Here is a 15,540-nt window from a genome sequence, read left to right on the forward strand (position 1 = left end):
GGAGTGATGAAAGTCACGGCAAAGGGCAAAACGTTTGAGTTTCCAAATGGTACTCCCACGGATGATATTGGTACGACGCTTGACGAGTACTTTGCTGGACAAGCTACTCAGTCTGGTGAAGCCGTTCATCATCACGATAATAATACTTTGTCATCGGCGCAGATGGCCAATCTTGATATACCCACGGATGAAATCGTAGCTTATCATGATAAAGAAAAACCCCCGGGATCGTCGCAAGGACAAGAACCCTTCACGGAAGCGGCCCGGGGTTTAGTAAATATCCCTTTGATGTCCTTCAAGGCGGCGTTAATCTCATCGATGCATTAAGAGTCAAGCGGGTCGGTGGGGGTCAATTATTAGGCGATATTTATCGTCCTGTAGACAGGCCTACAGACCCTTACGCCTAGGCGGGGGAGATAGTTGGCGATTACCTTATCCCAGGACTTGGCGGAGTAGGAAAAATGATGGTAGGTTCGCTGGCTAATGCCTCGAATCAACAAGGCGACTTTACTCAGAACGCCGCGACAAATGCGGGCGTTAACCTTGCAACACAAGGGTTGCTGTCTGCAGCTGAAAAAGGGGGTAGTGAAGGGGATAACGGCATTAAAAGGCGATATCTCTCCACAGGCAGCACAGAAGATTACCACGGCTGAATCAATGGGAGTTGCCCCCATGACATCAGACATGCTTTCACCTCAGAATGCACTGACTCGCGGGCTTACTTAGGGTGGGGAAGGCGCCTTGCTGGGTACGGGGGCGCGTAGAGCAACGCAACAGACAATACGTAGCAAACTTGTCAGGGATTATCTTGACAGGTTTGGTGAGTACAATCCTAATACGGTGGTTAAGTCACTGACATCCAATCTGAAAAGTCGTAAAGATGCCGCGGGGCGTGTTATTGACGATATAACGCAAAAAATGGGCCGAAATTTGGTAGAAACAACCCATGCCGTTAACGCTATTGATACCGGTATATCAAGACTTGAGAAGCTAGGGACATCGGCAGACCAAAATTTGCTTAATACACTGTGGAATTTGAAGGGGGAGTTAACTCAGCAAGGCGGTGTTGATTTTGACCTGCTTAAGCAACACCGAACGGGCCTTTCGCTCAAATGTTCAGGGTGATGCCATGGTGTTGCCAAAGCCATGACGAATAGCGTTGAAAATGCCATGACAAAAGATTTGCGGAACTCAGTCAGCAAGTCCCTTGGCCCTCAGGAAGCCGCCACCTACCTCAAAGCGAATTCTAATTACGCCAACGTCTACAACAAGGTGCTGAATAAACTTATTGCCAACAACCTAAATAAAACCAGCCTGAAACAACACCCGAGTTAATTAACAACGTAGTATACAGTCGTCATGCCTCGGATATTAAACGTATCTAGCCAGCCCTGGATAATACCGGAAAGGATGCCGTACGTGCAGCGTATATCGCCAAAATTGCTGAAACGGTAGGGGATTCGCCCGCAAAATTTATGACACAAATTAGCAAGCTCAAGAAGCAAGCCGGTGGAGAAATCTATAACACGGTATTCAGCGGAAGGCATATGAAGGAGCTTGAGGCGCTAAATGATGTACTCCAGACAACTCAGCGCGCGGATACGGCAAATGTAGTGACACAGACGCGTCAGGCATTGGCTAATCCGCCCAGGATTGGCGCGGCTTTTGGCTCGGGAGGGGCGTCTCTAGCCGGTGAAGTGGGCTTCGGGATCATCATGAGAATATATGAGTCGAAGCCGGTAAGAAACGCCTTGTTGAGGCTAGCAAACACCAAGACAGGCACGCCAGCTTATGAGTGGGCCTTAATGAGGCTATTAATATTTCGCGGCCTATCATTGTAGCCTCTTCCAGTCAACAGCAATCAGAAACGCAATAAAAAAACTTATTCTATGCCAGGAGAAATGCGTGTTAGAAATTATCCCTAATATTGTCGTGAGCATGCCTGCTCAGTTATTTACCTTGCGAGGCAAATTTCAGGCATGCGCTAACGGTAAAATCTATATCGGTAAGATTGATACTGACCCAACCCTACCAAAGAACCAGATTCAAGTGTATCTTGAAAATGAAGAGGGCTCAACTTTCCCCGCGTCTCAACCCATTATGATTAATCACGCCGGGTTCCCTGTTTATCATGGATAGGTGGTAAAATTTGTAACGGTCGAAGGGCACGCAATGGCGGCCTATGATGCTTATGGTGCACAACAATTTTATTTTCCTGACATATTGAAATACGACCCCTATAGATTTAAAGAACAAACAGAACAATATATTGCGTATATCGAAAAATTAAAGGGAACGATTCAACAAACGACCGGTGACTCAACAACCGATGTGATAAGCCAAAAAGGCTGCACAAATACTTTTGCCAAGAAAAATTCAAAAGAACCCCTCAAAGCGGGAAAACTTAACCTTGAATCCCCAAACGGTGATACGATTTTTAATCTGGGCGGTACAGGCGGGTCAGCAGGTTCTGAGTTTGCGTATATCAAAAATTCAAAAAGAACACAGATTCATGATGTTGCTTTGAAAACAACGGTTCTGTTTCCGCAAAAAAATGGTACCCTGGCGATACAGAAAGAGAACTATAAAAAAACAGAAGTCGATAAAAAAATAAATTGAGCGAACTGAACAGCGAATAAATTGGTAAATGGTTGGCTGAAAGATCTGAATACGAGCCTGATTATTCAATGAGGTAGCGTGCCTAGAAATGATAGTTCAAGAAATTTATTTCCTATAGCTTTCCCAAATACCTTAGCAGGAATGGGATTGGCTAATTTTAATTCCAATTCTACTCTATCTCAAATGTATGCGCCTAATATAATGAGTGCGGATAAAGTTGGATTTAGCATGCGTCAGAGTAAGGTCACTGAGGGATCTAATGCTTCTCCATTCACGGATATGAGATGGATAGCAATAGGATGGTAATTATGAACTCAGTAAACGAAGAAACTTATTATTTTGGTCAGAGAGAATTAGCCTGGCTGACAGATTCAATGAAAAAGGATTATATCGAAGCGGGTAGCTGGGATGATAAAGCTAAAAAGTCCCCTACAGCGTTTATCGTGAATTTGCGCTTAATCCACCCCCTATCGGTAAAACGTTAGGGATCAGTGAAAAGGGTGACCCCATTTGGGTTGATATCCCCCCTAAAAACAAAGAAAGAATTAATCGCAGAGGCTGAGAATGAAAAAAAGGGGCTAATGCAGAATGCAACGGAGGTGATTATCCCGTTGCAAGATGCCGTTGATTTGGAGATGGCGACGGAAGAAGAGAAGCAAAAACTCACAGCCTGGAAAAAATATCGCGTACTGCTTAATCGTGTCGATACCTTAAACGCGCCGGATATTGACTTGCCTAAGAAACCGGAATAACGCGCCATCATAAAGACATTATCTTAGTAGTTGAGCGTTTAATAGAGGTGAGTCAAAAATGTGACTTGTTGAGGTGCCATTAACGTGTCATCAATATGTCACTATATGACATTATTAACGGAAATGAAAGCTGATATATAATTTAAAATCAATATCTTAATGTTAGGTGAAGGAACTTTTTATCAATTGGTTACAGGTTTGAATCCTGTACGACCCACATCTAAAGATATTCGGACTATTTCTGTCAAAAGCTAATTTCATGTTATCTGTCTTATTTTACTGTACATACAGAATGTAGATGAAAAATAGTATTCATTTTTATTATAATAAAATGGATAAATAGGTTATCGAGAGCCAATTTGATAGTAAAAATTAAGCGACAAAATTTTAAAGATTGATTATCTTGTTTAGTATGCAAAATAAAATTAGCAAATAAATAATTTTTTGGCTAAAAAATATCACTTAAAACATTAAATACTAAACAGAAGAGTGCGAAATGCCTAATTTTATCGATTTCAATTTTTAGCTAGCTACCCATTTCCTGTTAAATCAGCGCCTTTGCCGGATAATAAAAAAAACATTGTAAATATCTATTAAGCTATTGTTGGAAAAAAGAAATGCGGTTATAGTCGCGCATTATTATACCGATCCTGACGTTCAAGCTCTGGCCGAAGAAACTGGTGGGTGTGTAGCAGATTCACTGGAAATGGCACGTTTTGGCTCACGACATTCCGCATCGACTTTAATTGTCTCAGGTGTAAGATTTATGGGGGAAACAGCTAAGATCTTAAATCCTGAAAAGACAATATTAATGCCTACATTGAAAGCGGAGTGCTCATTAGACTTAGGTTGTCCTGCAAAGCTGTTTGCTGAATTTTGTGATCAACACCCAGAGCGAAAACCGTGGTTGTTTATGCCAATACTTCTGCAGCAGTTAAGGATAGAGCTGACTGGGTTGTAACTTCGAGTATTGCAGTTGAATTAATTGACTCTTTAGATAGTCAAGGACAAAAAATTATCTAGGCCCCGGATCGGCATTTAGGTAATTATGTACAAAGAAAAACTGGGGCAGATATTCTTTGCTGGCAAGCTGCTTGTGTATTGTACATGATGAATTCAAAATTCAAGCCTTGCAGAAAATGAAAATGTTGTATCCTAATGCGGCAATATTAGCGCATCCAGAATCCCCTTCGGCGGTTGTTGATTTAGCGGATGCAGTTGGCTCAACCGGTCAATTGATTCAAGTAGCACAAAACTTGCCAAATCAGCAAATAATTGTGGCAACGGATAAAAGTATTTTTTATAAAATGCAGCAAGCATGTCCAGAGAAATCATTTTATATTGCCCCAACGGCAGGTGAAAGTGCGGTCCTGCCCTGCCGTACGTGCACATTTTCCTTGGATGGCAATGAATAGCTTAAAAACTATAGAACAAGGATTAAAAAAAGAGGGTGAATTACATGAAATATCGATTAATGATGAATTAAGAGAGAGAGCATTTAAACCTTTGGAACGGATGTTGTCGTTTGCTGCCAGCATTAAGTAGCTGAATTATAAGTGTTAATAGGGTAATAAGAATGGAGTTTTTCAATATTAGTAATACTATGGTACATATTGCTCTTGGCAGCAATGGTTATAATTTATTTTATATTGAAGCCGTGGCAACAATAGCAGGATTTTTATGTATTTGGCTTGCCAGTCAGGAAAAAATTATCAATTATCTTTTTGGTCTAATAAACGTTACATTATTTTCGGTTATCTTTTTTTAAATACAATTATATGGAAGCTTGTTGTTACAAATTTTCTTTTTCGCAGCGAATACCTATAGTTAGTACGCCTGGAGTCGAGTAGATGCTTATCATGAAGCAAGTCTTAAGGATCCGCTGGATGAGTTTTTCAAAAGTAGTGGTAACTCTATTTATCGCTATTATTTTAACGCTGTTATTAAGTTTTAACATTGATAAAATGTTTATTTTTCTTGCCCACGTTACTTGGGACATTGCTCATTTATTAGGTTTTTATCTTGAACCGGTACAAATAGAGCCCGATACATTTCCTTTTTGGGATTCAATCATGATGGTGTTATTAATTATTGCGATGATATTAATGACACGAAAGTATGCTGAAAGTTGGTTACTGTGGATCATTATCAATGTTATTAGTGTTGTTATTTTCTACTTACAAGGTGTTTTAGCAATGTCATTTGAATATTTGATGCTACTTGGTATTTCAATCAATGGTTTTCGCCTTTGGAGTCGGTCAGCTAAAGAAAATGGTTCAATATTTTTAGCAGGTTAATAGTTATTTACATTGGCATAACATTATGATTGTAAAAAAATTAACAATTTTTATATCATATTATATATTGCCATTAAATATTTATAATATAAGTATGAGTACATATTTACACTTTTATCACTAGAGGTTAAATTGAGTTCATCTTTTATTTTTAGAGAATATACTGGCTAAAGAGCTATACATTGAGTAGAAAAGATGACTTATAAGAATGATGACGTCAGAATTAAACAGATTAAAGAGTTATTACCTCCAGTTGCCTTATTAGAAAAGTTTCCGGCAACAGATAAATAAAGCCGCTTTGACAGTTCAAACAGCTCGTCAATCAATACATCAAATTCTAACTGGTAAGGATGATAGACTTTTGTTCGTTATTGGCCCATGTTCAATTCATGACCCTAAAGCAGCAATTGAATATGCCCAAAAACTAAAAAAAATTCATGATGAATTGAAGAATGAGTTAGAAATTGTTATGCGTGTTTATTTTGAAAAACCGCGTACTACTGTTGGCTGGAAAGGTTTAATTAATGATCCTTTTATGGATAACAGTTTTGATATTAATGAAGGATTGCGTATTGCACGTAATTTATTGTTAACTATTAATGATTTAGCCTTACCAACTGCCGGTGAATTTCTTGATATGATCACTCCGCAATATGTTGCAGATCTTACTAGTTGGGGAGCAATTGGCGCACGAACTACTGAATTTCAGGTACATCGTGAATTAGCATCCGGTCTTTCTTGTCCGGTAGGTTTTAGAAATGGTACCGACGGAACAATAAAAGTGGCTATTGATGCAATTAATGCTGCTAAAGCTGCCCACTGTTTTTTATCGGTTACCAAATGGGGATATTCAGCAATTGTAAATACTACCGGTAATGACGATTGCCATATTATTTTACGCTGCGGTAAAAAGCCTAATTATAGTGAATCAGATATACAAGCCGTTAAAGAGGATTTGCAAAAATCAGGCTTATCAGCCCAAATTATGATTGATTTTAGTCATGCAAATTGTTGTAAGCAGTATAAAAAGCAGCTTGAAGTGGCTGAAGATATTGCATCAAATAGGTCAAGGTGAAAAAGCAATCATTGGGGTAATGATTGAAAGTCATCTTTTAGAAGGAAACCGAGATATAGCTACCAATAAACTACTAGCGTATGGTAAAAGTGTGACAGACGCTTGTATTGGTTTGCAAGATAGTGAAAAATTATTATATCGTTTAGCAGACGCGGTTCGGATCCGTCGTGAAAAGAGCTACTAATTAATGCTTAATAAAGCCACAAAGTGGCCTTATGCTTATAAAGTTTAATTGATTATTTTGCTTTACCTTGATTAGCAACCGCGGCTATTTCAGTTTGATGACCAAGATAGTAATGCTTAATGGGTTGCATATTTTCATCAAATTCATAGACCAATGGAACAGCGGTTGGAATATTAAGTTCAAGGATCTCGTCTTCACTCATCTTGTCCAGATGTTTGACTAATGCTCGTAATGAATTACCGTGAGCAGCAATAATGACTTTTTCACCTTTAACAACTCTTGGTTTAATAACCTCTTCCCAATAGGGGACAGCACGTTCAATTGTGGTAGCGAGACTTTCAGTGACAGGGAGCTCTGACGGTTTCAAATTTGCATAACGAGGATCATTACCGGGGTAACGAGGGTCATCTTTGGTTAATTCTGGTGGTGTAATTTCAAAACCACGGCGCCATAGTTTAACTTGATCGTCACCATATTTTGCTGCAGTTTCTGCTTTATCTAAACCTTGCAGCGCACCATAATGACGTTCATTGAGCAGCCAATTTTTTTCGACGGTTAGCCACTGTTGATCTATTTGGTCTAAAATATTCCACAAGGTGTGAATAGCGCGTTTTAAAACGGATGTATAAGCATAATCAAAAACAAAACCTTCTTTTTTTAATAGCTGGCCTGCATCTGTTGCTTCTTCTCGGCCCTTATCGGAAAGTTCAACATCAGTCCAACCAGTGAATCGGTTTTCTTTATTCCATTCGCTTTCGCCGTGTCTTACTAGAACCAGCTTAGTTACTGCCATAGTTTAAACTCCTATTAGTACATTCATTAAAATCGATCTGAACTATTATATTATCCGTGCAAGTGAATACCAATACAACTGATGGTAGTTTTTAAATTGCTGAGTAAGATCTATACTGATTTAACCTGTCTGTCATTAAATTAGCTGCTTAACACCGCAAAATAGCTTATTTTGCTATTATATAAATAAACATTATTTGAGTATCTTGATATTAAACTAATATTAGCTGGATAATTTTGAAGTTAAAAAATGAATGCTAATTAAATAGATAAATAATAGAATAGTCTTGACATTAAGGCTACTTATTAAAAAAATTGTTTTTATCTATGACGACAGAATATTAAGTTATTAAATTAATTATTTAATTTGGCGGTTTATATATATAGATGTAAATAAATTATTAATAATAGATTCTAGGGATAATATATAAATATTTTAAATTATATGGGTATATTTATATATTGTAAAAACAGATAAAAAATGGAGCCATTTGGCTCCATTTTTCCTTTTATAATAGAAACTTCTCCGTTAGTTTCAGGCACAAAATAGAATAAAGCAATTAATATAATAAAAAATACCAATTGATATGTTATATTTCCATATATTAAGTATATTTGCAAACTAGTTAAATAGAATATTAGTTTAGAAATCATTAAGGTTTAGAGTATAAATATTTATTATTCAATATCTGCTAGCTGTAGAGAATATTCAAAGTCAATTTGTTATTAAGTTGTTTTTATTTTGTTGTATTTGTAATGATTTATTTTGCAATATCATTTAATTTTATTTTCTATATTAGTTTTAAAGAAAATAATATGTAATTTTATAATTTCTGTATAGTTAAACTATAATTAAATATGTATCTAAATATTTTTATTTTTTATATCTCATTGATTTTTATTAATTTAAATAATTTGGAAAACGATCATAAGTTGATAATTGATAGCTGTTATCTATTAATTCTTGATTTATGATAGATTAAAATGATTTGCCGTTTTAATATTTATATATATCATTTTACTCATTACAAGCTTAAATTATAGAATTTATTTTTTTTGTTTTAGTTTACACTTTAATCTAATCATCTATATGATGAGAATACCTATTGTTGGAACTTTTAAATAATTTGCATTTGAATATAGTTTAACTACTGTCATATTATTTATAAATATAGTTTATCTATGGATAATAGTTATTCGATATTTTACTTTGTTAAAAGTGAGCATTTTTACTTAATTTTATTATTAATTAAATTTTAAGGATTCGCTTTTATATGTCGAAACGACTATCTTTTTTTTAAAAAACTAGGACTACTTTTTTCTATCATTTTTATGATATTGTGTAGTACTTAATTATTAGTTTGGATCACTCGAAATGGCTCCTTAATGGAGCTTGTTAATTAGCTACGTAATTGAATAAAGGCTTTGTTATGAATGTTAATTTACAAAAATGGGCTTTAGTATTTAGTGCTATGTTTTTATTAAATGCTTGTTCTGTACCTGTATCAAAAAAGATGAATAAAAAAGTCAATTATAAAACAGCGAGTCAAACTAATAATAGTACCTCTATTGTCAATAACCAGAGTAGTATTCCTGAACGAAATTATATAGAAAAAAAAGATGTTATTTGATGGTATTACTATTGCCTCGTCAAATAATGAATGTGTTGATCGCTTTAATTTTTTAAAAGAAGCGAATGGTGTTAAATACCAACAATATTCTAATGATTATAATAAAATCGGCAGAGATTATACGTTTTTAAATGTTAATAAAAATATTATGGATAAAGATTCAAAAGAATTATTATCTATGACGTTGAGCACTAAATTAGATACTTTATGTTCGAAAGTTCAATTTTCTAGTTTTCAAAGCGTAAAAGAAAAAGTTAAAGCATTATCAAGTATTTAAATATTATTCATATCTTACCACCTTTAATTGATTGAAGGTGGTTTCTTGCTGTGAGTGTACATGTGAGAGTAAATTAATTATGACACCATTTTCATCCAGGGGAAGGAAAATAATCACGTGGTGCCTGCTTTTAATACAACTATTTTCTCCCTTCTTTTTTTCTTCAATATCAATAGCTAGTGCAGTTGAAAATGCTGAGATGGCAGATACTATCTCAGGTATTCAATCCTTAATGAATGATGCAAACGAGAGTAATAATATAGTTACTAAAGATAATACTGCATCGTCATTTAAGGGGGAAACTTCTTTATTTCCTTCTAAACGTTTAAGTTCAGGGCATTATCCGTTAGAAATGCCACCTACTCTTGAAACGAAAGGCAATAGTGCCAATACGATTAATACTATTTTACCTAATTTAGGTGGAGCGGAAACACCACCTGAAGATAATACAGATCAAACTTTAGCTTCAATTGCCAGCCAGGTTGGTAATATTTTAGCAAATAGAAATGCAGTTGATGCTTCAATCGGTTATGCAAAAAATATTGGCGAAGGTTTGGTTAACCAACGACTTAATGATTGGTTAAATCAGTACGATACTGCCCGTATTCCTATCGGTACTAATAGAAAATTTTCTGGTGATTTTTTATTGCCTGTTATTGATAGCATAAACAGTCTGCTTTTTACCCAATTGGGATTAAGAACCAATAAAGACAGAAATACTTTAAATTTAGGTTTAGGTTATCGCCAATATTGGGGCGATTGGATGTATGGCATTAATACTTTCTATGATTATGATTATAGCGGTGGCAATGCACGATTAGGTCTTGGCGGCGAAGCTTGGACTGATTATTTAAAATTGGCCACCAATGGTTATTTTGGCTTAACTGACTGGCACCAATCAAAAATAGCAGTAATGGATGATTATGATGAGCGTCCGGCAACAGGCTTTGATGTTCGCGCCGAAGCCTATTTACCGACTTACCCTAAACTGGGTGGTAGTATTAAATATGAAAAATATTTTGGCAAAGGAATCCATCTTGGTACCGGTGTCGATCCAGATAAATTAAAAGACGATCCTTACGCCTTGACATTAGGCATAAATTACACGCCAATACCATTAATTACCTTAAAAGGTGAGCATGCGGCCGGTGATCGTAATGACACTATGGTTGGAATAGATATTATTTATCGCTTTGGCGTACCATTATCGCAACAGTTAGATCCTGATGCTATTGATGTCATGCGTAGTTTGGTTGGTAATAAGTATGATTTTGTCGATCGAAATTATGATATTGTTATGTAATATCGGAAACAGGAATTAATTAATATTTCGTTACCAGCCGAAATGAGAGCGGAAGCAAAAGAAACGATTACTATTCCTGCTACTGTTAATAAAACCAAATATGGTTTGAAAAAAATCAACTGGACAGTTTCGCCTAGTTTTACTGTCAATGGTGGCAGTTATCAGGTTATTTCACCAACTCAATTAGAAATTATCTTACCGGCTTATGTTTATAAAACACAAAAGAATACTGCGCAAGAATATCAAATCAGTGCGGTGGGGATAGATAATAATGACAATGAATCAAACAGAGCGACGACCATAATACGGGTAAAACCTCCCAGAAATGTGGTTAATGATTTGATTGCCGAGCCTAATGCAGTTCTACCGGCTAATGATCACGATCATTTCACAACCACCGCGGTGATCACCAATGAACATGGACAGCCCTTGAGTCATCAAGTAATTACTTTCCATGTTGATGGTTTAAAGCAACCGGATGGTAAATTGGGGGCAACATTGTCTAATGGTCCCCAGAGTGCTACCAATAGGGATGGGATAACGTCAACCACCGATAGCCAAGGAAAAGCGGTAATTTATATAACCAGAGTAAAGTAGCTGGAGAAGGCAAGATCACCGCAACGATGGAAAACGGCAATTATAAAAATGGCACGCTCAAATTTAGCTCAGATCGAAATTCAGCTCAGATTGCCAAGTTAAATGTTACTAAGGATAAAGCATTAGCTGATGATAAAGAAAAGAATATGCTATATGCATTGGTGACTATTCAAAATGGTAACACGGTAGAGAATATAGCGGTTAATCTTACAGCAACCGATGGCGCAGTCATTGAGAATGGAACAACGGCAAATACTAACCAGCGTGGAGAGCTGATCTTTGGTGTTACTAGTACCAAAGCGGGTAGCAGCGAAGTTACTGCAGAAATTAATGGTAGTCAAAAAACCCAGTCAGTTGCTTTTGTCACCGCTCACCCGAGCGCAGAAAAATCATTATTGACTGTACAACCTGCAAAGATTGTTGCCAATGGTAAAACTGCCGCTAACTTGAAACTTGAACTGGAAGATGCGCAAGGCAATCCTATTTCTGGTGATAAAGTGGACTTTACCACGAGTTTGACCAATAGTCAGATCAAAAATACTAAAGAGGTAGGCAATGAGGTTTATACCGCTGAACTGACGGGTATTACTGCCGGAGAAAGCACCATTGGCGTTAAAATTAATGGTTCAGTGCTGAAAAATAAAACTGCAAAAGTGGTATTAACTGCAGATAGTGACAACCCAAGCCCCACTAAATCTAAACTGGAAGCCAAACCGGATAATATTATGGCTGATGGTAAAGCTGTTTCAACATTGAAACTGACGCTGCAAGATGTCAATGGTAATTTGATTTCAGGTCAAAGCGTGAAATTTAACACCACGTTAGCTAACAGTAGTGCAACCGCAGTAACGGAAAGCGGACCTGGTATATATACTGCACCACTAACCGGAAATAAAGCCTGCAAGACTGAAATTAGTGTTGAAGTAGCAGGTAATAAGTTGCTGACAGTGAGTCCGGTAACAGTAATTTTAACCGCTGATAGTGGTAATGTGAGTGGTGAGAAATCTAAATTAACCGCTGCTCCTAGTACTATTGTTGCTAATGGTGTCGAGACTTCCACTCTGACTTTGGCGCTAAAAGATATTAATGATAATTTACTTGGCGGTCAGCAAGTTAATTTTACTATCAATTTAGCGAAAAGTCAGACAAGTGGAACAAAAGAGACCAATGAAGGTGTTTATAGCGCAACGCTGACGGGTACTCAGGTTGGAGAAGCAGTAATTGGTGTTGAAGTCAATGGTCCTGTATTAAGTGTCAGCCCAGTTGTAGTCACATTGACGGCTGATAGTAGCAAACCTGGCGCTGATAAATCGACATTGGAAGCTAATCCTACTCGTATTGTGGCCGATGGATCAGCATTTTTAACAGTAAAACTAATCTTACAGGATGTTAATGGTAATGCCATTTCTGGTCTGAAAGATAAAGTGAAATTTAGTACCACTCTGATAAATAGCAAAATTGGTGACACCGTAGAGGAAAATAATGGCGTTTACACGGCAAAACTGACAGGAACAACGGCGGGAGAAACTACCTTTGGTGTTAAAGTCAAGGATCAACCATTAATTGTCAGTCAAGTGGTAAAAGTCACTTTGAGTGCCGATGATAGTAAACCGAGTGCCGATAAGTCTATATTAGCGGCCAATCCTAGCAGTATCGTTGCTGATGGTAAAATATCTTCAACAATAACGTTGGAATTGAAGGATGTTAACGGTAATCCACTTGCCGAGCAAGGTGTAGTGCTTACCCCTAGTCTATCGGGTAGCGAGATCGGCAAGGTGACTGAAAAGGGTAATGGAATTTATGAAGCATCTTTAGTTGGAACTAAAGCTAGCCAAGTTACGATTAGTGCTGGTGTTAATGGTAAACCACTGGTTGGTAAGACCGCTACCGTGACCTTAACCGCCGATAATAGCAAACCCAGTAAGGACAAATCTAAATTAGAAGCCGATCCGACAACCATTGTTGCTGATGGTCAAGCTAGCTCGACGATAAAATTGACCTTGCTGGATGTGAATGATAACCTGCGGGCAGGCCAAGTGGTTAAGTTTAAGAGTAGCTTGAAAAATAGTCATGCAAGTGATGAGGTTAAGGATGAGGGTAACAGTATTTATACTGCCACATTGACTGGTACCACCGCTGGTGAAACGTCTATTGAAGTTACAGTTAATGACGTTGTGTTGCCGGTTAAAGATGCGGCTAAAGTAACCTTAACTGCTGATAGCAGTAATCCAAGTTTAGACGAATCCAAGCTAACAACTGAGCCTATTACTATTGTCGAAGATGGTAAAATAGCACGACCTTGAAGCTAACCTTAATCGATATTAAAGATACTCCAATTACCGGTTATCCGGATAAAGTAGTCTTTAGTGCCGAACCAGCAAACAAGCAAACAGTAAAATTAAGCTAGAAACAGTCACCGAGCAGGATCCGGGGGTTTATAGCACAAAACTGACTGGCACCCAACAAGCGGGAGACATCAGCATAACGGCTAAATTCAATAGATTGGAGTTAAAACTTGCGCCGGTAACAGTAACTTTAACGGCAGATAGCAAAAATTCTAGTTTAAATAAATCCAAACTCGTCGCCGAGCCTACCACTATTGTTGCTGATGATAAACAGAGTTCAACCTTAAAGTTAACATTAATGGATGCTAATGATAATCCGATTGCAGGCCAAGTAGTGAAATTTGAGCCCAGTCTGGCGAACAGTCAATTCGATGAGGTTAAAGAGATTAATAAAGGAGTTTATACTGCTAAATTGAAAGGAAAAACAGCCGGTGTTAGTAACATTAAGGTGAATGTTAATGACAAGGAGTTCGCTATCAAAACCGATGTTACTTTAATCGCTGATAGTAACACCGCGGTATTAAAACAGGTGACATTGGATGGTGATAATACTAGTAAAGTAGCTAATGGTAGCGATAACCTTACCTTTATCGCGGTGGTTAAGGATGCCAACGATAATCCCGTGCCGGAGATTACCTTAAAATGGCTGCAAAATCAGGGTAATAAGGTTACCTTATCGGATAAAGGTGAGAGTATAATTGATGTTGAAGGTAAAGCTAAAATCACCTTGACCAGTACGACAAACACCGTTACTGAGGTACAGGTTTTTGCTAAAAAAAAGCGATGATGAAGCGATTAAAGCAAATAAAACAGTCAATTTTCTTCGCAAGTTTAACTTAAAAGGCGTCGTTGCAGATGCCACAACCAATAAACCGATTAAAGGGGCAGATGTTGGGCTCTATACCTCAGATAGTGATTCAGACCCTAAATATAAGGTAACAAGTGATAACGATGGAAAATTTTCTATTCCTGATGTGCTTGACCAACGTTATACCCTGAAAACCAAGGCGAATAAATATATTGATTATAAACTTGACATTACCAATCCAGAACAGCAGTTACAGAGAATTCTTCTGATACCTGAGTTGGGTAATGATTATGCGCATATTGTCTTATCTTGGGGACCGAAGCCTAGAGATTTAGATGCTTATTTATGGAGGAATACAAATACTGGTGCTCGATTCAAAGTGTTTTTTAGTAAAAAAGATGCACCAGACGGGAAGCGCAATTCTGGATATTGATGAGAAAAATGGCTTTGGCCCTGAAACAATTACCATTAAACCTAGGGAGTTATCGTTTTGTTGTTCAGAATTATAGCAATGAAGAGCAAATTATTAAATCTAATTTAAGGTAGTTGTTGCCCAAAAAGACAAAGATGGCGATACCAAAGTTAGCGAATATGATATACCGATATCAGGTACCGGACGGTGGTGGGAGGTATTTGAAATGGATGATGATACCGGAGAGATCCGGCCGGTCAACGTAATCTCTGATACTGAACCAAACTAACGATAATTAAATTAATCAATTAATAAAAACTGAATGCATAGTGAATATGCATTCAGGATTGATAAATATATAGAGTGGAGAAAATAAAGTGAAAATTTAATCGTTAATGAGTAGCTTTAATTATTTTCAACTTGCTATATCAAGCGCTAAAAATAAAAT

Annotated in this window: 12 protein-coding genes and 6 pseudogenes; 17 read left to right on the top strand and 1 reads right to left on the bottom strand. The window is 37.1% G+C overall.

From position 1 onward, the window contains the following. Positions 1-6: 6 nt before the first annotated feature. The 10 genes and pseudogenes from ARADI_RS22050 (at position 7) to aroG (ending at position 6,927) form a co-directional block, all read left to right on the top strand. Positions 7-653, top strand: a pseudogene (locus ARADI_RS22050) (P22-gp16 family phage DNA ejection protein). Then, positions 586-1,335: pseudogene (locus tag ARADI_RS22055) on the top strand (P22-gp16 family phage DNA ejection protein). Before ARADI_RS22050 ends, ARADI_RS22055 begins: the two co-directional pseudogenes overlap by 68 nt. 104 nt (positions 1,336-1,439) lie before the next feature. Beyond that, positions 1,440-1,841 (top strand): P22-gp16 family phage DNA ejection protein, encoded by a 402-nt coding sequence (locus ARADI_RS22060; protein WP_500782278.1) that lies wholly within the window; start codon positions 1,440-1,442, stop codon positions 1,839-1,841. A gap of 64 nt (positions 1,842-1,905) precedes the next feature. After that, positions 1,906-2,262, top strand: a pseudogene (locus ARADI_RS16925) (phage head-binding domain-containing protein); the annotation flags it as partial. A 435-nt stretch (positions 2,263-2,697) separates the two neighbouring features. Beyond that, positions 2,698-2,925, top strand: coding sequence for a gp53-like domain-containing protein (locus ARADI_RS00790; RefSeq protein WP_119710848.1), 228 nt, complete (start codon positions 2,698-2,700; stop codon positions 2,923-2,925). A 2-nt stretch (positions 2,926-2,927) separates the two neighbouring features. Then, a complete protein-coding gene (locus ARADI_RS16930; RefSeq protein WP_238149054.1) occupies positions 2,928-3,104 on the top strand; it encodes a hypothetical protein in 177 nt (58 codons plus the stop codon). Between the two features lie 6 nt (positions 3,105-3,110). Continuing rightward, entirely contained in the window at positions 3,111-3,371 is a 261-nt protein-coding gene (locus ARADI_RS16935; protein WP_439647064.1) for a tail fiber assembly protein, read from the top strand. A gap of 558 nt (positions 3,372-3,929) precedes the next feature. Then, positions 3,930-4,916: pseudogene (gene nadA / locus ARADI_RS00800) on the top strand (quinolinate synthase NadA). A 31-nt stretch (positions 4,917-4,947) separates the two neighbouring features. Beyond that, positions 4,948-5,668: pseudogene (gene pnuC, locus ARADI_RS00805) on the top strand (nicotinamide riboside transporter PnuC). Positions 5,669-5,863: 195 nt separating this feature from the next. After that, a pseudogene (gene aroG, locus ARADI_RS00810) lies at positions 5,864-6,927 on the top strand (3-deoxy-7-phosphoheptulonate synthase AroG). Positions 6,928-6,979: 52 nt separating this feature from the next. Here the strand turns inward: aroG and gpmA are convergent. Continuing rightward, positions 6,980-7,720: a 2,3-diphosphoglycerate-dependent phosphoglycerate mutase gene (gpmA, locus tag ARADI_RS00815; RefSeq protein WP_119710849.1), complete on the bottom strand. Its 741-nt coding sequence runs from the start codon at positions 7,718-7,720 to the stop codon at positions 6,980-6,982. A gap of 1,411 nt (positions 7,721-9,131) precedes the next feature. On the opposite strand from gpmA, the gene ARADI_RS00820 reads away from it, so the two are divergent. From ARADI_RS00820 to ARADI_RS00850, 7 genes are all read left to right on the top strand, one after another. After that, the gene (locus ARADI_RS00820) at positions 9,132-9,350 is read left to right on the top strand and encodes a hypothetical protein (RefSeq protein WP_119710850.1); all 219 of its coding nucleotides are present in this window, start codon (positions 9,132-9,134) and stop codon (positions 9,348-9,350) included. Continuing rightward, positions 9,340-9,627, top strand: coding sequence for a YuaE family lipoprotein (locus ARADI_RS00825; RefSeq protein WP_119710851.1), 288 nt, complete (start codon positions 9,340-9,342; stop codon positions 9,625-9,627). Before ARADI_RS00820 ends, ARADI_RS00825 begins: the two co-directional genes overlap by 11 nt. A gap of 199 nt (positions 9,628-9,826) precedes the next feature. Further along, on the top strand, positions 9,827-10,930 hold the full coding sequence (locus ARADI_RS00830) for an inverse autotransporter beta domain-containing protein (protein ID WP_182853012.1): 1,104 nt from the start codon (positions 9,827-9,829) through the stop codon (positions 10,928-10,930). A gap of 24 nt (positions 10,931-10,954) precedes the next feature. Continuing rightward, positions 10,955-11,527, top strand: a complete 573-nt coding sequence (locus ARADI_RS00835; protein ID WP_500782280.1) for a hypothetical protein — start codon at positions 10,955-10,957, stop codon at positions 11,525-11,527. A gap of 26 nt (positions 11,528-11,553) precedes the next feature. Continuing rightward, positions 11,554-13,830: an invasin domain 3-containing protein gene (locus ARADI_RS00840; RefSeq protein ID WP_119710854.1), complete on the top strand. Its 2,277-nt coding sequence runs from the start codon at positions 11,554-11,556 to the stop codon at positions 13,828-13,830. A 199-nt stretch (positions 13,831-14,029) separates the two neighbouring features. Next, positions 14,030-14,659 carry an Ig-like domain-containing protein gene (locus ARADI_RS00845; RefSeq protein WP_119710855.1) on the top strand — a complete coding sequence of 210 codons (630 nt, stop codon included), beginning with the start codon at positions 14,030-14,032 and terminating at the stop codon, positions 14,657-14,659. After that, positions 14,640-15,113 carry a carboxypeptidase-like regulatory domain-containing protein gene (locus tag ARADI_RS00850; protein WP_182853013.1) on the top strand — a complete coding sequence of 158 codons (474 nt, stop codon included), beginning with the start codon at positions 14,640-14,642 and terminating at the stop codon, positions 15,111-15,113. Before ARADI_RS00845 ends, ARADI_RS00850 begins: the two co-directional genes overlap by 20 nt. Positions 15,114-15,540: the final 427 nt, after the last annotated feature.

The organism is Arsenophonus endosymbiont of Aleurodicus floccissimus, assembly GCF_900343025.1.
Lineage (GTDB): Bacteria > Pseudomonadota > Gammaproteobacteria > Enterobacterales > Enterobacteriaceae > Arsenophonus.